Origin of the sequence: Streptococcus oralis subsp. oralis, from assembly GCF_000960035.1 — a bacterium.
In the GTDB taxonomy this organism is placed as follows: domain Bacteria; phylum Bacillota; class Bacilli; order Lactobacillales; family Streptococcaceae; genus Streptococcus; species Streptococcus oralis_G.
Map to the genome: position 1 here is coordinate 112139 of NZ_JYGR01000003.1, position 21819 is coordinate 133957.

A 21819-nucleotide genomic window follows, 5' to 3' on the forward strand; every position below is an offset into this window, starting at 1 on the left:
ATAAACTATGAAGAAGGATAAAAAGCAAGCCGTAGGCTTGCAAGGAAGATGTTGCCCGCCGTGGTGAAAGTTTCAGTAGCGTGTGCTACTGAAACAGGGGATTTTTGAGACAATTGGCTCAAAAATAAGTGATGAAATCCCGAAGGGAGTTGCTCACGTCCCCACCACTTAAGGGAAATATCAAAAAAAGAAGAAAAAACAACAAGGAGAAAAACACATGTCTAAAATTATTGGTATTGACTTAGGTACAACAAATTCAGCAGTTGCAGTTCTTGAAGGAACTGAAAGCAAAATCATCGCAAACCCAGAAGGAAACCGTACAACTCCATCTGTAGTATCATTCAAAAACGGTGAAATCATTGTTGGTGATGCTGCAAAACGTCAAGCAGTCACAAACCCAGATACAGTTATCTCTATCAAATCTAAGATGGGAACTTCTGAAAAAGTTTCTGCAAATGGTAAAGAGTACACTCCACAAGAAATCTCAGCTATGATCCTTCAATACTTGAAAGGTTATGCGGAAGATTACCTTGGTGAAAAAGTAACCAAAGCTGTTATCACAGTTCCTGCTTACTTCAACGATGCACAACGTCAAGCTACAAAAGACGCTGGTAAAATCGCTGGTCTTGAAGTAGAACGTATTGTCAACGAACCAACTGCAGCAGCTCTTGCTTATGGTTTGGACAAGACTGACAAAGAAGAAAAAATCTTGGTATTTGACCTTGGTGGTGGTACATTCGACGTATCTATCCTTGAATTGGGTGACGGTGTCTTCGACGTATTGGCGACTGCAGGGGATAACAAACTCGGTGGTGACGACTTTGACCAAAAAATCATCGATCACATGATTGCAGAATTCAAGAAAGAAAATGGTATTGACTTATCAACAGACAAGATGGCGCTTCAACGTTTGAAAGACGCAGCTGAAAAAGCGAAGAAAGACCTTTCTGGTGTGACTTCAACTCAAATCAGCTTGCCGTTCATCACTGCTGGTGAAGCTGGACCTCTTCACTTGGAAATGACCTTGACTCGTGCGAAATTTGACGATTTGACTCGTGACCTTGTAGAACGTACAAAAGTTCCAGTTCGTCAAGCCCTTTCAGATGCAGGATTGAGCTTGTCAGAAATTGACGAAGTCATCCTTGTTGGTGGTTCAACTCGTATTCCTGCCGTTGTTGAAGCAGTTAAAGCTGAAACTGGTAAAGAACCAAACAAATCAGTGAACCCTGATGAAGTTGTGGCTATGGGTGCTGCCATCCAAGGTGGTGTGATCACTGGTGATGTCAAAGACGTTGTCCTTCTCGACGTAACACCATTGTCACTTGGTATCGAAACAATGGGTGGAGTCTTCACAAAATTGATCGACCGCAACACAACCATTCCAACATCTAAATCACAAGTCTTCTCAACTGCAGCAGATAACCAACCAGCCGTTGATATCCACGTTCTTCAAGGTGAACGCCCAATGGCAGCAGATAACAAGACTCTTGGACGCTTCCAATTGACAGATATCCCAGCTGCACCTCGTGGTATCCCACAAATCGAAGTAACATTTGACATCGACAAGAACGGTATCGTATCTGTTAAGGCTAAAGATCTTGGAACTCAAAAAGAACAAACTATTGTCATCCAATCTAACTCTGGTTTGACTGATGAAGAAATCGACCGCATGATGAAAGATGCAGAAGCAAACGCTGAAGCAGATAAGAAACGTAAAGAAGAAGTTGACCTTCGTAACGAAGTAGACCAAGCAATCTTTGCGACTGAAAAGACAATCAAGGAAACTGAAGGAAAAGGCTTCGATGCAGAACGTGACGCTGCCCAAGCTGCCCTTGATGAGCTTAAGAAAGCCCAAGAAGATAACAACTTGGACGAAATGAAAGCAAAACTCGAAGCATTGAACGAAAAAGCTCAAGGACTTGCTGTTAAACTCTACGAACAAGCCGCTGCAGCTCAACAAGCTCAAGCAGGAGCAGAAGGCGCACAAGCAACAGGAAACGCAGGCGATGACGTCGTAGACGGAGAGTTTACTGAGAAGTAAAATAGTCCAGTGGACTATTTTATCCCGAGCTTGAAAATCGGAGAGCGAGGTCGTTAAGAATGACTAATCACTAAAGTGATTGTCAATCTACTACAATCGCTATGATGACTTTTGCGTTGTAAGTATAAGAAGAAATCCAGAGGTTGCAACCCAGCCTCTGTTTTTCGGTAAAAAGGGGTAAAACCCAATTTATTTGAGTTTTTATCATCAATATATAAAGAAAGGAATAGAACCCGACCTAGATTGAGGTTTCGTTTCGCAATATTAACAGAAAGGAATAAGGGGGTTCAGGGAATTGAACACGGGCGGAAAGCTTGGAAATTAGATAAACCTCCTAAGAAATCAGGATTTCTTGTCGGTTTCCTAAATTTCAGTCGCTTTCTGTTCGCTCTTAGTATCTTGTATGAACAATACTGAATTTTATGATCGTCTGGGGGTGTCAAAAAACGCTTCGGCAGACGAGATCAAAAAGGCTTATCGTAAGCTTTCCAAAAAATATCACCCAGATATCAACAAGGAGCCTGGCGCTGAGGAAAAGTACAAGGAAGTTCAAGAAGCCTATGAGACTTTGAGTGACGACCAAAAACGTGCAGCCTATGACCAATATGGTGCTGCGGGTGCCAACGGTGGCTTTGGTGGTGCTGGTGGCTTTGGCGGCTTTGACGGAGCAGGTGGTTTCGGTGGTTTTGAAGATATCTTCTCAAGTTTTTTCGGAGGAGGCGGAGCTTCACGCAATCCAAACGCTCCTCGTCAAGGGGATGACCTCCAGTACCGTGTGAACTTGACCTTTGAAGAAGCTATCTTCGGAACGGAAAAAGAAGTTAAGTACAACCGTGAAGCAAGCTGTCGTACATGTAATGGATCTGGTGCTAAGCCAGGGACAAGTCCAGTCACTTGTGGACGCTGTCATGGTGCTGGTGTTATTAACGTTGATACGCAGACTCCTCTTGGTATGATGCGCCGTCAAGTAACCTGTGATGTCTGTCATGGTCGTGGAAAAGAAATCAAAGATCCATGTACAACCTGTCACGGAACTGGTCATGAGAAACAAGCTCATAGCGTACATGTGAAAATCCCTGCTGGTGTGGAAACCGGTCAACAAATTCGCCTAGCAGGTCAAGGTGAAGCTGGCTTTAACGGTGGACCTTACGGAGACTTGTATGTAGTGGTTTCAGTAGAAGCCAGCGATAAGTTTGAACGTGAAGGAACAACTATTTTCTACAAGTTAAATCTTAATATTGTCCAAGCTACTCTTGGAGATACTGTAGAAATTCCAACTGTGCATGGAGATGTTGAATTGGTTATCCCAGAAGGAACTCAGACTGGCAAGAAATTCCGTCTACGTGGAAAGGGAGCACCGAGCCTTCGTGGCGGTGCTGTTGGTGACCAATACGTTACTGTCAATGTCGTGACTCCGACAGGTTTGAATGACCGCCAAAAAGCAGCGCTTAAAGAGTTCGCAGCTGCAGGTGACTTGAAAGTCAATCCGAAGAAAAAAGGCTTCTTTGACCATATAAAAGATGCCTTTGAAGGAGAATAAAGTAAAAAGAGCCGGCGGGCTCTTTTTTTGTTATCATTAAAAATTTAGTATCGAGAAATCATTCTCCAGTTAGTTTACTATTTATACTTTTGAGTGAGCAAGCCAGCTACATCCATCTCCTGGATCAGTTGCTTGAATTCCTCTTCCTTTCCAGGCTTAACGGTGACGGTATCAATGCGCTTAATCGCCGAATTATCCTGAATATCTACTAAGGTCAAAGCTTTTTCATAGAATGCGATTCCCTTTTTAAAACTTTCCTGATTATTCCAAAAGAGAAGTGAGTAATTAGGGTTAAATTTCTTTCCTTTTTCTTGGAAATACTTCTCGCCCTCCTTCTCTAAAAACTGAAATAAACCATGATTGAACAAGTTATCCCCTACTTTATAGTAGGAAATCTCTCCTGTCTGGAGGACATAGACTTCGAGTCGGTTTTTGGTGAGTTTTGGACTTTCTTTTAGGACGGGGTGGCTATTGATGACATCATCAGAGAAAGTAACATAAAAATGTAAGCCTCCACCCTCAAATTGATACCTTCCATTTGATTCTACTTTATCAGGAGGCATGTCAAGAGAGATAAAGATTTGTTTTAAGTCGTCATTCCCTTTTTGGATGTCACTCGGTGACGCTTTGAAAAGATTGATTAGTAGTAGAAATGCCAGAACTGCAAGGAGACAGAGACAGCCACAAGGAATTAGGATAATCTGCGCCAGAATTTTAAAAAACTGTTTCATTTTCATTCCTTTTCTTTATCTGGACTTGACAACCTAAAATGGATTTAAGGAAAGTTGGAGGCTTTCTTATTCTTGTTTTTCTTCTTGGAGAACCGCCATTCTGGTTTGGAAATCTTTTTCTAAAACTTTGAATTTGTAGGTTAAATCTTTTTGGTATTCCTTGATAAGGGCTTTTTGTTGGTCGATGATTTGCAGGCTGTTTTGGATGATATCCAAATCATCCTTGATAGCTTGGACGCGGTCAGTTGTATCTAGCACTTCATCCTGAATGGCTTGGCGATTTTTCACGACAAAATAACTTCCAGCTGCAGCTCCTGCGAATAGCAGTAGATTTGATAGTTTCATGGCATCTCCTTAAGCGTTTTTAATGGTTTCAGCGACTTGGGCAAGTTTGTCAAAGTCAGGTTCGTGGGCGATAAAGTCAATCTTGAGGTCATCTTCTGCACCGTAGCGAGGTACGAGATGCACGTGAGTATGAAAGACTGTTTGACCAGCAACTTCCTCACAGTTGGCGATGATGTTCATACCAGCAGCTTTGGTAGCTTTCATAACTTTTTGAGCTACCAGTGGCACTTGGGCAAAGAGTTGGCTAGCGCTGGTAGCATCCATCTCCAAAAGATTGCGATAGTGCTCTTTTGGCACGACTAAGGTGTGTCCAGGTGTTACTTGAGAGATATCAAGAAAGGCAAGAACCTGCTCATCCTCGTATACTTTTGAAGCAGGAATCTCCCCTGCGATGATCTTACAAAAAATGCAATCTGACATAAAATCTACCTCTACTGTATTGAATTTTGATATAATATAGCTACATTATACCAGATTCGGAGAAAATATGTTAGAAATTAAAAACCTGACAGGAGGCTATGTTCACGTTCCTGTCTTGAAAGATGTGTCCTTTACAGTTGAAAGTGGGCAGTTGGTCGGTTTGATTGGTCTCAACGGTGCTGGGAAATCAACGACAATTAATGAGATTATTGGTCTGTTGACACCTTACAGTGGGGAAATCAAGATTAATGGTCTCACCCTGCGAGAAGATGCGACCAACTACCGCAAACAGATTGGCTATATCCCTGAAACGCCTAGCTTGTACGAGGAATTGACCCTCAGGGAGCATATCGAGACGGTTGCCATGGCCTATGGTATTGAGCAAAAAGTGGCTTTTGATCGTGTGGAATCTTTGTTAAAAATGTTCCGCCTGGACCAAAAATTAGACTGGTTCCCAGTGCATTTCTCCAAAGGGATGAAGCAGAAGGTCATGATTATCTGTGCTTTTGTCGTAGATCCGAGCCTTTTCATCGTTGATGAGCCTTTCCTTGGGCTCGATCCGCTGGCCATTTCTGACTTGATCCAGCTACTAGAAGTGGAAAAGCAAAAAGGCAAGTCTATCCTCATGAGTACCCACGTGCTAGACTCAGCGGAAAAGATGTGTGATGCCTTTGTCATTCTCCACAAGGGGGAGGTGCGGGCTCAGGGGAATCTCCAGCAACTGCGCGAGACCTTTAGCATGCCTGAAGCGAGTTTGAATGATATTTACTTGGCTCTGACCAAAGAGGAGGAGCTATGAAAGACTTGTTTTTAAAGCGAAAGCAGGCTTTTCGTAAGGAGTGTGTCAGTTATCTGCGCTATGTTCTCAATGACCACTTTGTCTTGTTCCTGCTAGTTCTCATCGGTTTTCTAGCTTACCAGTACAGTCAACTCCTGCAACATTTTCCTGAAAACCACTGGCCTATTCTCTTGTTTTTAGTAATAGTATCTATCTTGCTTTTGGCTTGGGGAGGAATCGCGACCTACATGGAAGGACCTGACAAGCTCTTTCTCTTAGTCAGTGAAGAGGAGGTTAAGTCTCACCTCAAAGGGCAGACAGTGCGCTCACTAGTCTTTTGGCTCTTTGTCCAAACCCTTTTCTTGCTTTTATTTGCGCCCTTATTTTTAGCCATGGGTTATGGCTTGCCAGTTCTTCTCATCTATGTGCTTTTATTGGGAGCTGGGAAATATCTCCTCTTTCGCCAAAAAGCCAGTAAATTTTTTACTGAGACTGGTCTCGACTGGGACTATGTGATCTCTCAAGAAAGCAAGCGCAAGCAAGTTTTGCTTCGTTTCTTTGCTCTCTTTACTCAGGTCAAGGGCGTTTCAAATAGTGTCAAACGTCGCGCTTATCTGGATTTCATCCTTAAAGCAGTTCAGAAAGTGCCGAGCAAGATTTGGCAAAACCTCTATCTCCGTTCTTACCTGCGAAATGGAGATCTCTTTGCCCTCAGTCTCCGTCTGCTCTTGCTTTCTTTGTTAGCGCAAGTCTTTATCGAGCAAGCTTGGATTGCGACAGCAGTAGTAGTTTTATTTAACTATCTCCTGCTCTTTCAGTTACTGGCCCTCTATCATGCCTTTGACTACCAGTACTTGACTCAGCTCTTTCCACTAGAAAAAGGGGAGAAAGAGAAGGGATTGAAACAGATTGTGCTTGGTGTGGGAAGTGCAGTTCTTTTGCTGGAATTGCTGGTCGGAGCAGTGGTTTTTCAAGAAAAAATAGCCTTGTTGACTTTTGTAGGGGTTAGTCTCTTCCTACAATTGTTTTATTTGCCTTACCAACTAAAAAGATTGGTTGACGAATAGACCAAAAACTAGTAGAATAGTAAGGAAACTTTATACGGAGGAAAGAAATGGACTTGGGTGATAATGAGCTAACGCTGACCCCTATCCCTGGGAAGAGTGGCAAGGCTTATATGGGAAGCTACCCTGATGGGAAGCGCGTCTTTGTAAAAATGAACACCTCTCCAATCCTACCTGGCCTAGCCAGAGAACAAATCGCTCCTCAATTACTATGGACTCGTCGTTTGCCAGATGGCCGTGATATGTGTGCTCAGGAATGGCTGACAGGTAAAATCTTGACCCCTTACGATATGAATCGTAAGCAGATTATCAATATCTTGAACCGCCTTCACCGCTCGCGTCCTTTGATGAAGCAGTTGAGTCGTTTGGGATATACCATGGAAACACCAGTTGATTTGCTACGTTCTTGGCAGCAAGGAGTTCCAGAAATCTTGAAGCAGAACCACTATTTGAACAGTGTGATTGCGGAGCTAGGTAAGACGGTTCCAGGTTTTAGAGAAGACCATGCAACGATTGTGCACGGGGATCTTCGTCATAGTAATTGGATTGAGACAGAGAGTGGACTCGTTTATCTAGTGGATTGGGATTCGGTTCGTCTGACGGATCGTATGTTTGATGTGGCGCATTTGCTATGCCACTACATTCCAGATCATCAGTGGCGTCAATGGTTGAGAGACTACGGCTATAAGTACAATCAGACAGTGTTAGATAAATTGTATTGGTATGGTCAGTATTCTTACTTGAACCAGATTGCCAAATACTGTGAAAATCAAGATTTAGACAATGTAAACCGGGAGATTTATGCCTTGCGCGTCTTCCGTGACAAGTACGGAAAGAAGAGATGAGAGTTAGAAATCGTAAAGGGGCGACAGAATTACTAGAGGCTAATCCTCAGTATGTAGTCCTCAATCCCTTAGAAGCAAAAGGGAAATGGCGAGACTTGTTTGGAAATGATCATCCTATTCATGTTGAGGTTGGAAGTGGGAAAGGGGCCTTCGTATCTGGAATGGCCAAACAAAACCCTGACATCAACTACATCGGGATTGACATTCAAAAGTCAGTATTGAGTTATGCCTTGGACAAGGTGCTTGAAGTTGGAGTGCCCAATATCAAATTGCTGTGGGTAGATGGTTCAGATTTGACTGACTACTTTGAAGACGGGGAGATTGAACGTCTCTACCTAAACTTTTCAGATCCTTGGCCTAAAAAACGCCATGAAAAACGTCGTTTGACTTACAAGAGTTTCTTGGATACCTTCAAGCGCATCTTGCCTGAGAATGGGGAAATCCATTTCAAGACAGACAATCGTGGCTTGTTTGAGTACAGCTTGGTAAGCTTTTCTCAGTATGGGATGAAACTCAATGGTGTTTGGCTGGACTTGCATGCCAGTGATTTTGAAGGCAATGTCATGACAGAGTATGAGCAAAAATTCTCCAGCAAAGGTCAAGTGATCTACCGAGTTGAGGCAGAATTTTAAGAAACAGCTTGAAAACCAGCTGTTTGAGTGCTTATACTTTACATAAATTGACAAACGTGCTATACTGATAGTAAGAATATGAGAAAGAGAGGCGGGGAAATATCTTCGCCTCTTGCTTATGAGGAGGTGGACGCAATCGCAACAATCGTAGAATTAGTCAGAGAAGTTGTAGAACCTGTCATCCAAGCACCTTTTGAACTCGTGGATATCGAGTATGGAAAGATTGGCAGTGACATGATTCTCAGTATTTTTGTAGATAAACCCGAAGGAATTACCTTGAACGACACGGCAGACCTGACAGAAATCATCAGTCCTGTCCTAGACACTATCAAGCCCGATCCCTTCCCAGAACAATATTTCCTAGAAATCACCAGTCCAGGCTTGGAACGTCCTTTGAAAACCAAGGATGCTGTCGCTGGAGCAGTTGGGAAATACATCCATATCGGGCTCTACCAAGCCATTGATAAGCAAAAAGTCTTTGAAGGAACTTTGGTATCCTTTGAAGAAGACGAGTTGACCATGGAATATATGGACAAGACACGTAAGAAAACCGTTCAAATTCCATACAGTTTAGTATCAAAAGCACGCTTAGCAGTAAAACTATAGAAAAGAAAGGATAGCTTTTGAGGATTCAAAAGTAAAAAGAACATGAGTAAAGAAATGCTAGAGGCCTTCCGCATTTTGGAAGAAGACAAGGGAATCAAAAAAGAAGACATCATCGACGCAGTAGTAGAGTCGCTTCGTTCCGCTTATCGCAGACGCTATGGTCAATCTGACAGCGTAGCCATTGACTTCAATGAAAAAACGGGTGACTTTACAGTTTATACTGTCCGTGAAGTTGTTGATGAAGTATTTGATAGCCGTTTGGAAATCAGCTTGAAAGATGCCCTTGCCATTAATTCAGCCTATGAACTTGGTGACAAAATCAAGTTTGAAGAAGCACCTGCTGAGTTTGGTCGTGTAGCAGCCCAATCTGCTAAACAAACCATCATGGAAAAAATGCGCAAGCAAACACGTGCCATCACTTACAATACTTACAAGGAACATGAACAAGAAATCATGTCTGGTACGGTAGAACGATTTGACAACCGCTTTATTTACGTCAACCTTGGCAGCATTGAAGCCCAATTGTCAAAACAAGACCAAATCCCTGGAGAAGTTTTTGCTTCCCATGACCGTATCGAAGTCTACGTTTACAAAGTTGAAGACAACCCTCGTGGTGTCAACGTCTTTGTTAGCCGTAGCCATCCAGAAATGATCAAACGCTTGATGGAGCAAGAAATTCCAGAAGTCTACGATGGAACTGTTGAAATCATGAGCGTAGCCCGTGAAGCTGGTGACCGTACGAAAGTTGCCGTTCGTAGCCACAATCCAAACGTGGACGCTATCGGGACAATCGTTGGACGTGGTGGTGCCAATATCAAGAAAATCACTAGCAAATTCCACCCAGCTCGTTACGATGCCAAGAGCGATCGCATGATTCCTGTCGAAGAAAACATCGACGTTATCGAGTGGGTAGCAGATCCAGCTGAGTTTATCTACAATGCTATCGCACCTGCAGAGGTTGACCAAGTTATCTTTGATGAAAATGACAGCAAACGTGCCTTGGTCGTTGTACCTGATAACAAGCTATCTCTTGCCATCGGTCGTCGTGGACAAAACGTTCGCTTGGCAGCTCACTTGACGGGTTACCGTATCGATATCAAGTCTGCCAGTGAGTTTGAAGCTATGGAAGAAGCAGGTCAAGTGGATTACGCAGCTGCGGATGAACTGACAGAAGAATAAAAGCTGCTAGAGGAGGGAAAGATGAAAACAAGAAAAATCCCTTTGCGCAAGTCTGTTGTATCCAACGAAGTGATTGACAAACGTGATTTGCTCCGCATTGTCAAGAACAAAGAAGGACAGGTCTTTATCGATCCGACAGGCAAGGCCAATGGCCGTGGCGCTTATATCAAGCTAGACAATGCAGAAGCCCTAGAGGCAAAAAAGAAGAAAGTCTTTAACCGCAGCTTTAACATGGAAGTGGAAGAAAGCTTTTATGACGAGTTGATCGCCTATGTGGATCACAAAGTGAAAAGAAGAGAGTTAGGACTTGAATAAGCAAAAGATAAGCAATCTCTTGGGACTTGCTCAACGAGCAGGCCGGATCATATCGGGTGAGGAATTGGTGGTCAAGTCCATCCAAGATCAGAAAGCCAAGCTAGTCTTTCTAGCCCATGATGCTGGTCCTAATCTGACCAAGAAAATTCAAGATAAAAGTGACTATTATCAAGTAGAAGTTATAACCGTGTTTTCAACACTGGAATTAAGCATAGCAGTCGGAAAATCGCGAAAGGTTTTGGCTGTGACAGATGCTGGATTTACAAAGAAAATGAGGTCTCTTATGGAATAGAAGAGGAGGACATGATTTGTCTAAGAAAAGATTGTACGAAATCGCAAAAGAACTTGGAAAAGAAAGTAAAGAAGTTGTAGCGCGTGCAAAAGAGTTGGGCTTGGATGTGAAAAGCCACTCATCGAGCGTGGAAGCTGCTGCGGCTGAACAAATCGCAGCTAGCTTTAAACCTGCACCTGCTCCTAAGGCAGAAGCAAAACCTGCAGCACCAAAAGCAAGTGTAGAAAAGAAAGCAGAAAAGCCTGTATCAGCTAAACCAGTAGCCGCTAAGGAAGAAAGTAAACCAGCTGCACCTGCAGCTCCTAAGGAAGAAAAAGTAGTGGCCGCAAGACCACAAAGTCGAAACTTCAAAGCGGAGCGTGAGGCGCGTGCCAAAGAGCAGGCAGAGCGACGCAAACAAAACAAGGGCAACAACCGTGACCAACAACAAAACGGCAACCGTCAGAAAAATGACAGCCGTAATGGTGGCAAACCTGGTCAAGGAAATCGTGGCAATGATCGCCGTCAGCAACAAGACTTCCAGCCAAAACAAGCTGGACCACGTGTTGACTTTAAAGCCCGTGCAGCGGCTCTAAAAGCAGAGCAAAATGCAGAATACGCACGCTCAAGCGAGGAGCGCTTCAAACAATCGCAAGCTGCCAAAGAAGCCTTGGCTCAAGCTAACAAACGCAAGGAACCAGAGGAAATCTTTGAAGAAGCTGCTAAACTAGCTGAACAAACGCAGCCAGCCGTAACAGTAGCTCCTGTAGCGAAAGAAGCGCCAGTGGATACACGTCGTAAAAAACAAGCTCGACCAGACAAAGAACGTGACGATTATGATCACGAAGAAGATGGTCCTAGAAAACAACAAAAGAATCGAAGTAGTCAGAATCAAGTGAGAAATCAAAGAAATAGTAACTGGAATAACAATAAGAAAAATAAAAAAGGGAACAAGCAAAACAACCGTAACCAGACTCCAAAACCTGTTACAGAGCGTAAGTTCCATGAATTGCCAACAGAATTTGAGTATACAGATGGTATGACTGTTGCGGAAATCGCAAAACGTATCAAACGTGAACCGGCAGAAATCGTTAAGAAACTCTTTATGATGGGTGTCATGGCCACACAAAACCAATCCTTGGATGGAGAAACAATTGAACTCCTCATGGTGGATTACGGTATCGAAGCCAAACAAAAGGTTGAAGTGGATAATGCCGACATCGAACGTTTCTTTGTCGAAGATGGCTATCTTAACGAAGATGAATTGGTTGAGCGTCCACCAGTTGTAACCATCATGGGACACGTTGACCATGGTAAAACAACCCTCTTGGATACCCTTCGTAACTCTCGTGTTGCGACAGGTGAAGCAGGTGGTATCACGCAGCATATCGGTGCCTACCAAATCGTGGAAAATGGCAAGAAGATTACCTTCCTTGATACACCAGGACACGCGGCCTTTACCTCTATGCGTGCGCGTGGTGCATCTGTTACCGATATTACCATCTTGGTTGTAGCGGCCGACGACGGGGTTATGCCTCAGACTATCGAAGCCATCAACCACTCAAAAGCGGCCAACGTTCCAATCATCGTAGCTATCAACAAGATTGATAAACCAGGTGCCAATCCAGAACGTGTTATCGGTGAATTGGCAGAGCATGGTGTTATGTCAACAGCTTGGGGTGGTGATTCTGAATTTGTTGAAATCTCAGCTAAATTCAACCAAAATATCGAAGAATTGTTGGAAACAGTCCTTCTTGTGGCTGAAATCCAAGAACTCAAAGCAGACCCAACAGTGCGTGCAATCGGTACCGTTATCGAAGCGCGCTTGGATAAAGGAAAAGGTGCGGTCGCAACCCTTCTTGTTCAACAAGGTACCTTGAATGTCCAAGATCCAATCGTTGTCGGAAATACCTTCGGTCGTGTGCGTGCTATGACCAATGACCTTGGTCGTCGTGTTAAGGTTGCAGGTCCGTCAACACCAGTTTCTATCACAGGTTTGAACGAAGCGCCAATGGCGGGTGACCACTTTGCCGTTTACGAAGATGAAAAATCTGCGCGTGCGGCCGGTGAAGAACGTGCAAAACGTGCCCTTATGAAGCAACGTCAAGCTACTCAACGTGTCAGCCTTGAAAACCTCTTTGATACGCTTAAAGCTGGTGAGCTTAAGTCAGTTAATGTTATCATCAAGGCCGACGTACAAGGTTCTGTTGAAGCCCTTTCTGCCTCACTTCAAAAGATCGATGTAGAAGGTGTCAAAGTTACCATTGTCCACTCAGCAGTCGGTGCTATCAACGAATCAGACGTGACCCTTGCGGAAGCTTCAAATGCCTTTATCGTTGGTTTCAACGTACGCCCTACACCACAAGCGCGTCAACAAGCCGAAGCTGACGATGTTGAAATCCGTCTTCACAGCATTATCTACAAGGTTATCGAAGAGATGGAAGAAGCTATGAAAGGGATGCTTGACCCAGAATTTGAAGAAAAAGTTATCGGTGAAGCAGTTATCCGTGAAACCTTCAAGGTATCTAAAGTGGGAACCATCGGTGGATTCATGGTTATCAACGGTAAAGTTACCCGTGACTCGAAAGTCCGTGTTATCCGTGACGGTGTCGTTATCTATGACGGTGAACTCGCAAGCTTGAAACATTACAAAGACGACGTTAAAGAAGTTACAAACGGTCGTGAAGGTGGATTGATGATTGATGGCTACAATGATATCAAGACTGATGATGTGATTGAGGCCTATGTCATGGAAGAAATTAAACGATAATAGAGAAACGATAGCCGATTTGACTCGTCGTCAACATCGCCTCGATGAACTTTAGTTCTATCAAAGGCTTGTTTCCTAGATTCAAATGGCTCTAGTTCCTCTATCTAATAAAAATAGCTAGGTCTGCTGGCCTAGCTTTTGGTTCAAAGTAGAGAAAGGAATATCATGGCAAATCATTTCCGTACGGATCGTGTGGGCATGGAAATCAAGCGTGAAGTCAATGAGATTTTGCAAAAGAAAGTCCGTGATCCGCGTGTCCAAGGTGTGACCATTACAGATGTTCAGATGCTGGGGGACTTGTCTGTTGCCAAGGTTTACTACACCATTTTGAGTAACCTTGCTTCGGATAACCAAAAAGCTCAAATCGGGCTTGAAAAAGCAACTGGTACAATCAAACGTGAACTTGGTCGCAATTTGAAATTGTACAAAATCCCAGATTTGACCTTCGTCAAAGACGAATCCATCGAATATGGAAACAAGATTGACGAGATGCTACGCAATCTGGATAAGAACTAAAAAAGAGGGGTGACCCTCTTTTTTGTTGCCAGAGTATGATCATTGCTATTTGACGATATATCTATCTGATAAAAATCAGTTTAAAAAATTTGTAAATTTCAAATAGTATGATATGATAAAGCTTGATATAAATGAAAAACGGAGAGACATATGGCTAAACAAGATATAGCTATGCAAGTGTTGCAACAAGTGGTAAAATTACCCGTAGTCAAAGTTGATCGAGAGAAATTTTTAGTAGAAAAGTTTTCAAAGGAATTAGACCGTAAGGATATTCCAACTTTGATTGAACAAGGACCGACTTCTTTGTTGCCTCAAGAAAGCTTGGATAGAGTGGCCAAGGCCTGTATTAAGGATAATGTCCTGTTAGCCAGTGGAACATCGGTTTTGGCAGGTCTACCTGGAGGGATTCTCATGGCGATCACTATCCCGACAGACGTAGCTCAGTTTTATGGTTTTTCATTGAAATTAGCTCAAGAACTAGGGTATATTTACGGATTTGATGATCTCTGGGCATCGCGCAATGAGTTAAGCGAGGAAGCTAAACACACACTCCTACTGTATCTCGGTGTGATGCTGGGAGTAAATGGCGCAGGTGCCCTGCTTCGATCAGGCGGTGTGACAGTAGCCAAGCAAGTCATAAAAGTAGTGAACAAGAAAGCCTTGACAAAAACTCTTTGGTATCCAATTTTAGAAAAAGTTTTGAAAATTTTTGGTGTCAATCTGACAAAAGGAGGCCTAGCCAAAGGGATGGGGAAAGTGATTCCTATCCTAGGTGGAGTCATTTCTGGAGGCCTAACCTTTGCGACCATGAAACCGATGGGAGAAAGATTGCAACAGGAATTGTCCAAGCTAGTCAACTACAATGAAGTGCAATATCAAAGAGACGTTGATACTATCCGAAAAGAGGTCGAAATCATCGAAGGAGAGTAATATGGGATTCATTAAAATTCTAGCCAAGACTTACGGGAATTACTTTTTCGTGATGCAAAGCGTCAAAGTCCTGAAGAACATGAAAAAAGACGACAATGCTCTAGTAGGTTTCGGGAAAGTACTGCTTGCTGACAAGCTGATGGATGTAGCCCAGTGGCTCGCAAAACCAGATGATAAGGAATAACTTGAAATGAAAGAAACTAGCAGGAATTCCACTGCTAGTTTTTTAATCTCTTCCCATATGGTATAATATAAGCAGTAAAATCATTTTATACTCTTCGAAAATCTCTTCAAACCACGTCAGCTTCACCTTGCCGTACTTAAGTACAGCCTGCGGCTAGCTTCCTAGTTTGCTCTTTGATTTTCATTGAGTATTAGAACATACAATGGAGGTCGTCATGGACAATATCATCGATGTGTCAATACCCGTTGCAGAAGTGGTAGACAAGCACCCAGAAGTTTTGGAAATCCTAGTGGAGCTCGGTTTTAAACCACTTGCTAATCCCTTGATGCGCAACACAGTCGGTCGCAAAGTATCGCTGAAGCAGGGTTCTAAACTTGAAGGAACTCCTATGGACAAGATTGTCCGCACGCTAGAAGCGAACGGCTATGAAGTGATTGGATTAGACTAATGGCAGATGAACGGATTCATATCCTACGGGATATTTTGTTAGAATTGCACAATGGTGCCTCTCCTGAATCAGTTCAGGAGCGTTTTGATGCGACTTTTACGGGTGTTTCAGCCATCGAGATTTCCCTCATGGAGCACGAGCTGATGAACTCAGACTCAGGTGTCACCTTTGAAGATGTCATGGAACTCTGTGATGTCCATGCTAATCTTTTTAAAAACGCTGTTAAGGGCGTCGAAGTGGAGGATACTGAACACCCTGGCCACCCCGTTCGCGTTTTCAAGGATGAAAATCTGGCTCTCCGTGCAGCTTTGATTCGCATTCGGAGACTGTTGGATACCTATGAGTCTATGGAAGACGAGGAAATGCTTGCAGAGATGCGCAAGGGCTTGGTCCGTCAAATGGGGCTGTTGGGGCAATTTGACATCCACTACCAGCGCAAGGAAGAGCTCTTCTTTCCTATCATGGAGCGCTATGGACACGATTCACCTCCAAAAGTTATGTGGGGAGTGGACGACCAGATCAGGGAACTCTTTCAAACAGCTCTAACGACAGCCAAATCATTACCAGAAGTGTCGATTAGCAGTGTAAAGGAAGCTTTTGAAGCTTTTGCGACAGAGTTTGAAAGTATGATTTTCAAGGAAGAGTCCATCCTCCTCATGATTCTCCTTGAGTCCTTCACCCAAGATGACTGGCTTCAGATTGCGGAGGAGAGCGATGCCTACGGCTATGCCATCATCCGTCCGTCTGAGAAATGGGTGCCAGAACGCCAAAGTTTTGTTGAGGAAAAGAGTGCACTGGAGCCCGTGCAGCTAGACACGGCTGAAGGTCAAGTTCAGCAAGTTATCGATACGCCAGAAGGTCAGTTTACCATTACCTTTACCCCTAAGGAAAAGGAAGCAGTGCTGGACCGTCATAGTCAACAGGCTTTTGGGAATGGCTATCTCTCCGTAGAGCAGGCCAACCTCATCCTTAATCACCTTCCCATGGAGATTACCTTTGTCAATAAAGACGATATTTTCCAGTATTACAATGACAATGCGCCAGCTGATGAGATGATTTTCAAACGGACGCCATCCCAAGTCGGGCGCAATGTTGAACTCTGCCATCCGCCCAAGTACCTAGACAAGGTGAAGGCCGTTATGAAAGGTCTTCGTGAAGGTAAAAAAGACAAGTATGAAATGTGGTTCAAGTCGGAGTCGCGAGGCAAGTTTGTCCACATCACCTATGCTGCGGTACACGATGAAAACGGAGAATTTCAAGGGGTGTTGGAGTATGTTCAGGATATTCAGCCCTACCGAGAGATTGATACGGACTACTTCCGTGGATTAGAATAAGGAGAATCAATGAGTTACGAACAGGAATTTATGAAGGAATTTGAAGCCTGGGTCAATACCCAGATCATGATCAACGACATGGCGCACAAGGAAAGTCAAAAAGTCTACGAAGAAGACCAAGACGAGCGTGCCAAAGATGCCATGATTCGCTACGAGAGTCGTTTGGATGCCTACCAGTTCTTGCTTGGTAAGTTTGAAAATTTCAAGGCAGGCAAGGGATTCCATGACTTGCCAGAAGGCTTGTTTGGTGAGAGAAACTATTAAAATACAGATACTTTCTTGATTTTTTCCCAAAATCTTGATAGAATATCTTTATTAAATCCTTGTCAGAGCAGGGATTTTTTATTGAAAGGATTTTATCATGTCAAAGAAACTCCAACGTAAAAAACAATTGCGAAATAGCCTTCGTCGCTCAGGTGCATTTTCAAGTACGGTGACTAAAGTTGTCGAAGAGACCAAGAAAGTTGTGAAACACGCAGAAAAATCTGCCAGCGAAGCAGGAAAAGTTGTCTCTAAAAAAGTGGAACAAGCAGTAGAAGCGACTAAGGAACAAGCTCAAAAAGTAGCCAATTCTGTAGAAGATTTTGCAGCTACTTTGGGTGGCCTCTCAGTAGATCGTGCTAAGACTTTCTATGATGAAGGCATCAAGTCAGCTGCTGACTTTAAAAACTGGACTGAAAAAGAACTCCTTGCCTTGAAAGGAATCGGCCCAGCTACGATTAAGAAATTAAAAGAACACGGAATCAGCTTCAAGTAATTTTTCTTGTCCCTTGCATTTCCGTGAAAAACTTGTTACAATAAAGCCATTAGAGGTGTTTTGGATCCCACATTTTACAGAAAGTGGCGGTGCTGAGAAGTCCACAAATGTGTCAAAACTGGTTGCTGATGGATGAAAATGAAATAAAAGTGTCTTTGTATATCCTTCAAAGACAAGAGTTGCGGGCCTTGCCCGAAATTGGGTGGTACCGCGGATAAACACATTCGTCCCTGTCATGTAGATGGCAGGGGCGATTTTTTGTAGAAAGCGAGGTAGAAGGATGACAAGAGCAACATTGCCCGAACGTTTAGAAACCGAACGGCTAGTTTTACGAGTCCGTACCGTGACTGATGTTGTGGATATCTTTGACTATGCCAGTAGGTCAGAAGTTTCCTATCCAGCAGGCTTTCACCCCGTCAAGAGCTTGGAAGATGAGATTTATTATCTGGAGCATATTCTGCCCGAGCGTAATGAAAAGAACAATCTCCCAGCGGGCTATGGAATTGTCGTTAAAGGAACCGATAAGGTCATCGGCTCTGTTGATTTCCCTCGTCGTCACGAGGATGATGTCTTGGAGATTGGCTATATCTTACAACCAGACTATTGGGGTCGTGGTTATGTGCCAGAAGCAGCCCGTGCCTTGATTGATCTGGCTTTTAAAGAATTGGGACTTCACAAGATAGAATTGTCTTGCTTTGGCTACAATGTCCAAAGTCAACGAGTCGCCGAGAAGCTTGGCTTTACCTTAGAAGCTCGCATAAGGGACCGCAAAGATGCCCAAGGCAATCGTTGTGATGATTTGAGGTATGGGTTGCTGAGGAGTGAGTGGGAGGTGATTTGATGCATCTTTTCATCATTGGCGCTCCAGCTTCAGGAAAAATGACGATTGGGCAAGAACTATCTCGAAAGACAAATGCTACCCTCTTTTATAACCATCAATCTATCGATTTTGCACTAGAAATCTATCAGGACTATACAGAAGAAATGTGGGAATTTGTTAGTGGAATTACCTTTTCTTTCCTTGGAGCAAGTGCTAGGAATCAGCGATCTGTGATTTTAACAGACGTAATTGATTTTTCAAATCAGTACCAGCTGCTGTATTTGAAGCAAATTCAGGATTTGTTGGATGATTATCATCAAGAGATTCTGTTTGTGGAGTTGGAAACAAGTCTTGAAGAGCGTTTACGTCGAAATCGAACGGAGAATCGTTTAAATCACAAACCCTTAAAACGGCATATTGAGATATCTGAAAGAGAAATTTTGGAGACTGCTGAAACACTTCAATTAAATTCCCAACATCAACCTAATGAGTTGCACCACTACCTTAAAATAAATAATACGAATCTGTCTGCAGAAGAGGTTGCTAAGCAGATTCAAGATAAAATGAATACAATAGAGAAAGGACAAACACATGTCTAAAGAACTTTCACCTAAATACAATCCAGCCGAGGTTGAGGCTGGTCGTTACCAAAAATGGCTTGACGAAGATGTTTTCAAGCCTTCAGGCGATCAAAAAGCTAAGCCTTATTCAATCGTCATTCCACCACCAAACGTAACTGGGAAACTCCACCTCGGTCACGCTTGGGATACAACTTTGCAAGATATCATCATCCGTCAAAAACGCATGCAAGGTTTTGATACACTTTGGCTTCCAGGGATGGACCACGCAGGGATTGCGACTCAGGCTAAGGTTGAGGAACGCTTACGTGGTGAGGGCATTACTCGTTACGATCTCGGTCGTGAAAAATTCCTTGACAAAGTCTGGGAATGGAAAGACGAATATGCGACTACTATCAAGGAACAATGGGGCAAGATGGGGCTCTCTGTTGACTACTCTCGCGAGCGTTTCACGCTTGACGAAGGTTTGTCAAAAGCGGTTCGAAAGGTCTTTGTGGACCTTTACAAGAAAGGCTGGATCTACCGTGGTGAATTTATCATCAACTGGGACCCAGCAGCTCGCACAGCCCTTTCTGATATCGAGGTTATCCACAAGGATGTTGAAGGTGCCTTCTACCACATGAACTACATGCTGGAAGATGGTTCACGCGCCCTTGAAGTAGCGACCACTCGTCCTGAGACTATGTTTGGGGACGTAGCCGTTGCGGTCAATCCAGAAGACCCACGCTACAAGGACTTGATTGGTCAAAACGTAGTCCTTCCAATCGCTAATAAACTGATCCCAATCGTTGCCGATGAACATGCGGATCCTGAGTTCGGTACGGGTGTTGTAAAAATCACCCCTGCCCACGATCCAAACGACTTCTTGGTTGGTCAACGACACAACTTGCCACAAGTCAACGTCATGAACGATGACGGAACTATGAACGAGCTTGCCTTTGAATTTGCAGGTATGGACCGTTTTGAAGCTCGTAAGGCCGTCGTTGCTAAGTTGGAAGAAATCGGTGCCCTTGTTAAAATCGAAAAACGTGTCCACAGTGTTGGTCACTCAGAGCGTACAGGTGTTGTGGTTGAGCCACGCTTGTCTACGCAATGGTTCGTTAAGATGGACCAATTGGCCAAGAATGCTATTGCCAACCAAGACACAGAGGACAAGGTTGACTTCTACCCACCTCGTTTCAACGATACCTTCCTCCAATGGATGGAAAATGTCCATGACTGGGTAATCTCACGTCAGCTCTGGTGGGGTCACCAAATTCCTGCTTGGTACAATGCTGAGGGTGAAATATACGTCGGTGAAGAAGCTCCAGAAGGTGACGGATGGACTCAGGACGAAGACGTCTTGGATACTTGGTTCAGCTCAGCTCTTTGGCCATTCTCAACCATGGGCTGGCCTGATGTCGACTCAGAAGACTTCAAACGTTACTTCCCGACTTCAACCTTGGTAACAGGTTACGACATCATCTTCTTCTGGGTGTCTCGTATGATCTTCCAATCATTGGAATTCACTGGTCGTCATCCATTCCAAAACGTTCTGATTCACGGTCTCATTCGTGACGAACAAGGACGCAAGATGTCTAAATCTCTCGGAAACGGGATTGACCCAATGGATGTTATCGAGAAATATGGTGCCGATGCCCTTCGTTGGTTCCTTTCAAACGGTTCTGCACCAGGCCAAGATGTGCGCTTCTCTTACGAGAAAATGGATGCATCATGGAACTTCATTAACAAAATCTGGAACATCTCTCGCTACATCCTCATGAACAATGAAGGCTTGACCCTTGAGCAAGCAACTGCCAATGTGGAAAAAGTTGTTAACAAGGAAGCTGGAAATGTCACTGATCGCTGGATTCTCCACAACCTCAATGAAACGATCGGCAAAGTTACTGAAAACTTTGACAAGTTCGAGTTTGGTGTGGCTGGCCATATCCTCTACAACTTCATCTGGGATGAGTTTGCGGACTGGTATGTTGAGTTGACCAAGGAAGTCCTTTATAGCGATAATGAAGAAGAGAAAGTCATCACACGTTCTGTTCTCCTTTACACCTTGGACAAGATCCTTCGTCTCCTTCACCCAATCATGCCATTCGTGACAGAGGAAATCTTTGGGCAAATCTCAGAAGGCTCTATCGTGACAGCGGAGTACCCAACTGTCAACCCAGCCTTTGAAGACCTTGCAGCCCACACTGGTGTAGAAAGTCTCAAAGACTTGATCCGTGCAGTACGTAATGCGCGTGCAGAAGTAAACGTTGCTCCAAGCAAGCCAATCACAATCCTTGTTAAGACAAGCGATAGCGACTTGGAAGCCTTCTTTAACAGCAATGTTAACTACATCAAACGCTTCACAAATCCAGAACACTTGGAAATCGCATCAACCATCCCTGCACCTGAGCTCGCAATGTCAAGCGTCATCACAGGAGCAGAAATCTACTTGCCACTCGCAGACCTCCTCAATGTCGAAGAAGAACTCGCTCGTCTCGACAAGGAACTGGCTAAATGGCAAAAAGAACTGGACATGGTCGGTAAGAAGCTTTCTAACGAACGTTTCGTAGCTAATGCCAAACCAGAAGTCGTCCAAAAAGAACGCGACAAACAAGCCGACTACCAAGCCAAGTATGACGCGACCGTAGCACGTATTGATGAGATGAAGAAACTCGTGAAATAAACACAGAAACACGGTGATAAACCGTGTTTTTTGTATAATGAAATCAATAT

General features: G+C 43.7%; 24 protein-coding genes. 21 read left to right on the forward strand and 3 right to left on the reverse strand.

The features are described 5' to 3' along the window. Nucleotides 1–217 precede the first annotated feature (217 nt). Together dnaK and dnaJ are read left to right on the forward strand one after the other, a co-directional pair. On the forward strand, nt 218–2041 hold the full coding sequence (dnaK, locus tag TZ92_RS02385) for a molecular chaperone DnaK (RefSeq protein ID WP_033629353.1): 1824 nt from the start codon (nt 218–220) through the stop codon (nt 2039–2041). Between the two features lie 403 nt (nt 2042–2444). Further along, complete coding sequence (dnaJ, locus tag TZ92_RS02390; RefSeq protein ID WP_001066315.1) at nt 2445–3581, forward strand: molecular chaperone DnaJ; 1137 nt, start codon at nt 2445–2447, stop codon at nt 3579–3581. A gap of 77 nt (nt 3582–3658) precedes the next feature. On the opposite strand, the gene TZ92_RS02395 is transcribed toward dnaJ, so the two are convergent. From TZ92_RS02395 to TZ92_RS02405, 3 genes are all read right to left on the reverse strand, one after another. Beyond that, entirely contained in the window at nt 3659–4312 is a 654-nt protein-coding gene (locus TZ92_RS02395) for a hypothetical protein (RefSeq protein ID WP_033629382.1), read from the reverse strand. Between the two features lie 66 nt (nt 4313–4378). Beyond that, a complete protein-coding gene (locus TZ92_RS02400; RefSeq protein ID WP_000777745.1) occupies nt 4379–4657 on the reverse strand; it encodes a hypothetical protein in 279 nt (92 codons plus the stop codon). A gap of 9 nt (nt 4658–4666) precedes the next feature. Next, on the reverse strand, nt 4667–5077 hold the full coding sequence (locus tag TZ92_RS02405; protein WP_033629354.1) for an HIT family protein: 411 nt from the start codon (nt 5075–5077) through the stop codon (nt 4667–4669). A 67-nt stretch (nt 5078–5144) separates the two neighbouring features. Here TZ92_RS02405 and TZ92_RS02410 point away from each other — a divergent pair, with 67 nt between their 5' ends. The 19 genes from TZ92_RS02410 to TZ92_RS02505 all read left to right on the forward strand — a co-directional run bounded on the left by TZ92_RS02410 (nt 5145) and on the right by TZ92_RS02505 (nt 21769). Beyond that, complete coding sequence (locus tag TZ92_RS02410) at nt 5145–5876, forward strand: ABC transporter ATP-binding protein (RefSeq protein ID WP_033629355.1); 732 nt, start codon at nt 5145–5147, stop codon at nt 5874–5876. Then, nucleotides 5873–6922, forward strand: a complete 1050-nt coding sequence (locus tag TZ92_RS02415) for an ABC transporter permease (RefSeq protein WP_033629356.1) — start codon at nt 5873–5875, stop codon at nt 6920–6922. Before TZ92_RS02410 ends, TZ92_RS02415 begins: the two co-directional genes overlap by 4 nt. A gap of 47 nt (nt 6923–6969) precedes the next feature. Beyond that, nucleotides 6970–7764 carry a cell cycle regulator CcrZ gene (gene ccrZ, locus TZ92_RS02420; RefSeq protein ID WP_000363019.1) on the forward strand — a complete coding sequence of 265 codons (795 nt, stop codon included), beginning with the start codon at nt 6970–6972 and terminating at the stop codon, nt 7762–7764. Further along, the gene (gene trmB, locus TZ92_RS02425) at nt 7761–8396 is read left to right on the forward strand and encodes a tRNA (guanosine(46)-N7)-methyltransferase TrmB (protein ID WP_033629357.1); all 636 of its coding nucleotides are present in this window, start codon (nt 7761–7763) and stop codon (nt 8394–8396) included. Before ccrZ ends, trmB begins: the two co-directional genes overlap by 4 nt. A gap of 126 nt (nt 8397–8522) precedes the next feature. After that, nucleotides 8523–9002: a ribosome maturation factor RimP gene (gene rimP / locus TZ92_RS02430; RefSeq protein ID WP_033629358.1), complete on the forward strand. Its 480-nt coding sequence runs from the start codon at nt 8523–8525 to the stop codon at nt 9000–9002. 42 nt (nt 9003–9044) lie between these two features. Continuing rightward, nucleotides 9045–10181, forward strand: a complete 1137-nt coding sequence (nusA, locus tag TZ92_RS02435) for a transcription termination factor NusA (RefSeq protein WP_000032278.1) — start codon at nt 9045–9047, stop codon at nt 10179–10181. Nucleotides 10182–10202: 21 nt separating this feature from the next. After that, on the forward strand, nt 10203–10496 hold the full coding sequence (gene rnpM, locus TZ92_RS02440; RefSeq protein WP_000857560.1) for an RNase P modulator RnpM: 294 nt from the start codon (nt 10203–10205) through the stop codon (nt 10494–10496). Next, nucleotides 10489–10788: a YlxQ-related RNA-binding protein gene (locus tag TZ92_RS02445; RefSeq protein WP_001041403.1), complete on the forward strand. Its 300-nt coding sequence runs from the start codon at nt 10489–10491 to the stop codon at nt 10786–10788. Before rnpM ends, TZ92_RS02445 begins: the two co-directional genes overlap by 8 nt. Before the next feature lie 16 nt (nt 10789–10804). Beyond that, nucleotides 10805–13537, forward strand: coding sequence for a translation initiation factor IF-2 (gene infB, locus TZ92_RS02450; protein ID WP_033629359.1), 2733 nt, complete (start codon nt 10805–10807; stop codon nt 13535–13537). 165 nt (nt 13538–13702) lie between these two features. Further along, a complete protein-coding gene (gene rbfA, locus TZ92_RS02455) occupies nt 13703–14053 on the forward strand; it encodes a 30S ribosome-binding factor RbfA (RefSeq protein ID WP_001273601.1) in 351 nt (116 codons plus the stop codon). A 150-nt stretch (nt 14054–14203) separates the two neighbouring features. After that, a complete protein-coding gene (locus TZ92_RS02460; RefSeq protein ID WP_033629360.1) occupies nt 14204–14983 on the forward strand; it encodes a hypothetical protein in 780 nt (259 codons plus the stop codon). A 1-nt stretch (nt 14984) separates the two neighbouring features. Beyond that, complete coding sequence (locus TZ92_RS02465; protein ID WP_000505781.1) at nt 14985–15167, forward strand: hypothetical protein; 183 nt, start codon at nt 14985–14987, stop codon at nt 15165–15167. A 214-nt stretch (nt 15168–15381) separates the two neighbouring features. Continuing rightward, entirely contained in the window at nt 15382–15615 is a 234-nt protein-coding gene (locus TZ92_RS02475) for a DUF1858 domain-containing protein (protein WP_000368739.1), read from the forward strand. Then, nucleotides 15615–16949 (forward strand): DUF438 domain-containing protein, encoded by a 1335-nt coding sequence (locus TZ92_RS02480; protein WP_033629361.1) that lies wholly within the window; start codon nt 15615–15617, stop codon nt 16947–16949. The genes TZ92_RS02475 and TZ92_RS02480 overlap by 1 nt, the downstream gene beginning before the upstream one ends. A 9-nt stretch (nt 16950–16958) precedes the next feature. Next, nucleotides 16959–17213, forward strand: a complete 255-nt coding sequence (locus TZ92_RS02485; protein ID WP_000119707.1) for a DUF1912 family protein — start codon at nt 16959–16961, stop codon at nt 17211–17213. A 97-nt stretch (nt 17214–17310) separates the two neighbouring features. Next, nucleotides 17311–17706 (forward strand): helix-hairpin-helix domain-containing protein, encoded by a 396-nt coding sequence (locus TZ92_RS02490; RefSeq protein ID WP_000038699.1) that lies wholly within the window; start codon nt 17311–17313, stop codon nt 17704–17706. Nucleotides 17707–17986: 280 nt separating this feature from the next. Beyond that, the gene (locus TZ92_RS02495) at nt 17987–18547 is read left to right on the forward strand and encodes a GNAT family N-acetyltransferase (RefSeq protein ID WP_033629362.1); all 561 of its coding nucleotides are present in this window, start codon (nt 17987–17989) and stop codon (nt 18545–18547) included. Continuing rightward, on the forward strand, nt 18547–19125 hold the full coding sequence (locus TZ92_RS02500; RefSeq protein WP_033629363.1) for an AAA family ATPase: 579 nt from the start codon (nt 18547–18549) through the stop codon (nt 19123–19125). Before TZ92_RS02495 ends, TZ92_RS02500 begins: the two co-directional genes overlap by 1 nt. Continuing rightward, nucleotides 19118–21769 (forward strand): valine--tRNA ligase, encoded by a 2652-nt coding sequence (locus tag TZ92_RS02505; protein ID WP_033629364.1) that lies wholly within the window; start codon nt 19118–19120, stop codon nt 21767–21769. Before TZ92_RS02500 ends, TZ92_RS02505 begins: the two co-directional genes overlap by 8 nt. Nucleotides 21770–21819 lie beyond the last annotated feature (50 nt).

Bases quoted from the DNA above. Each gene is read 5' to 3' on its own strand.
- dnaK (WP_033629353.1), top strand. From the start codon at position 218: ATGTCTAAAATTATTGGTATTGACTTAGGTACAACAAATTCAGCAGTT.
- dnaJ (WP_001066315.1), top strand. From the start codon at position 2,445: ATGAACAATACTGAATTTTATGATCGTCTGGGGGTGTCAAAAAACGCT.
- TZ92_RS02395 (WP_033629382.1), bottom strand. From the start codon at position 4,312: ATGAAACAGTTTTTTAAAATTCTGGCGCAGATTATCCTAATTCCTTGT.
- TZ92_RS02400 (WP_000777745.1), bottom strand. From the start codon at position 4,657: ATGAAACTATCAAATCTACTGCTATTCGCAGGAGCTGCAGCTGGAAGT.
- TZ92_RS02405 (WP_033629354.1), bottom strand. From the start codon at position 5,077: ATGTCAGATTGCATTTTTTGTAAGATCATCGCAGGGGAGATTCCTGCT.
- TZ92_RS02410 (WP_033629355.1), top strand. From the start codon at position 5,145: ATGTTAGAAATTAAAAACCTGACAGGAGGCTATGTTCACGTTCCTGTC.
- TZ92_RS02415 (WP_033629356.1), top strand. From the start codon at position 5,873: ATGAAAGACTTGTTTTTAAAGCGAAAGCAGGCTTTTCGTAAGGAGTGT.
- ccrZ (WP_000363019.1), top strand. From the start codon at position 6,970: ATGGACTTGGGTGATAATGAGCTAACGCTGACCCCTATCCCTGGGAAG.
- trmB (WP_033629357.1), top strand. From the start codon at position 7,761: ATGAGAGTTAGAAATCGTAAAGGGGCGACAGAATTACTAGAGGCTAAT.
- nusA (WP_000032278.1), top strand. From the start codon at position 9,045: ATGAGTAAAGAAATGCTAGAGGCCTTCCGCATTTTGGAAGAAGACAAG.
- rnpM (WP_000857560.1), top strand. From the start codon at position 10,203: ATGAAAACAAGAAAAATCCCTTTGCGCAAGTCTGTTGTATCCAACGAA.
- rbfA (WP_001273601.1), top strand. From the start codon at position 13,703: ATGGCAAATCATTTCCGTACGGATCGTGTGGGCATGGAAATCAAGCGT.
- TZ92_RS02460 (WP_033629360.1), top strand. From the start codon at position 14,204: ATGGCTAAACAAGATATAGCTATGCAAGTGTTGCAACAAGTGGTAAAA.
- TZ92_RS02465 (WP_000505781.1), top strand. From the start codon at position 14,985: ATGGGATTCATTAAAATTCTAGCCAAGACTTACGGGAATTACTTTTTC.
- TZ92_RS02475 (WP_000368739.1), top strand. From the start codon at position 15,382: ATGGACAATATCATCGATGTGTCAATACCCGTTGCAGAAGTGGTAGAC.
- TZ92_RS02480 (WP_033629361.1), top strand. From the start codon at position 15,615: ATGGCAGATGAACGGATTCATATCCTACGGGATATTTTGTTAGAATTG.
- TZ92_RS02485 (WP_000119707.1), top strand. From the start codon at position 16,959: ATGAGTTACGAACAGGAATTTATGAAGGAATTTGAAGCCTGGGTCAAT.
- TZ92_RS02490 (WP_000038699.1), top strand. From the start codon at position 17,311: ATGTCAAAGAAACTCCAACGTAAAAAACAATTGCGAAATAGCCTTCGT.
- TZ92_RS02495 (WP_033629362.1), top strand. From the start codon at position 17,987: ATGACAAGAGCAACATTGCCCGAACGTTTAGAAACCGAACGGCTAGTT.
- TZ92_RS02500 (WP_033629363.1), top strand. From the start codon at position 18,547: ATGCATCTTTTCATCATTGGCGCTCCAGCTTCAGGAAAAATGACGATT.
- TZ92_RS02505 (WP_033629364.1), top strand. From the start codon at position 19,118: ATGTCTAAAGAACTTTCACCTAAATACAATCCAGCCGAGGTTGAGGCT.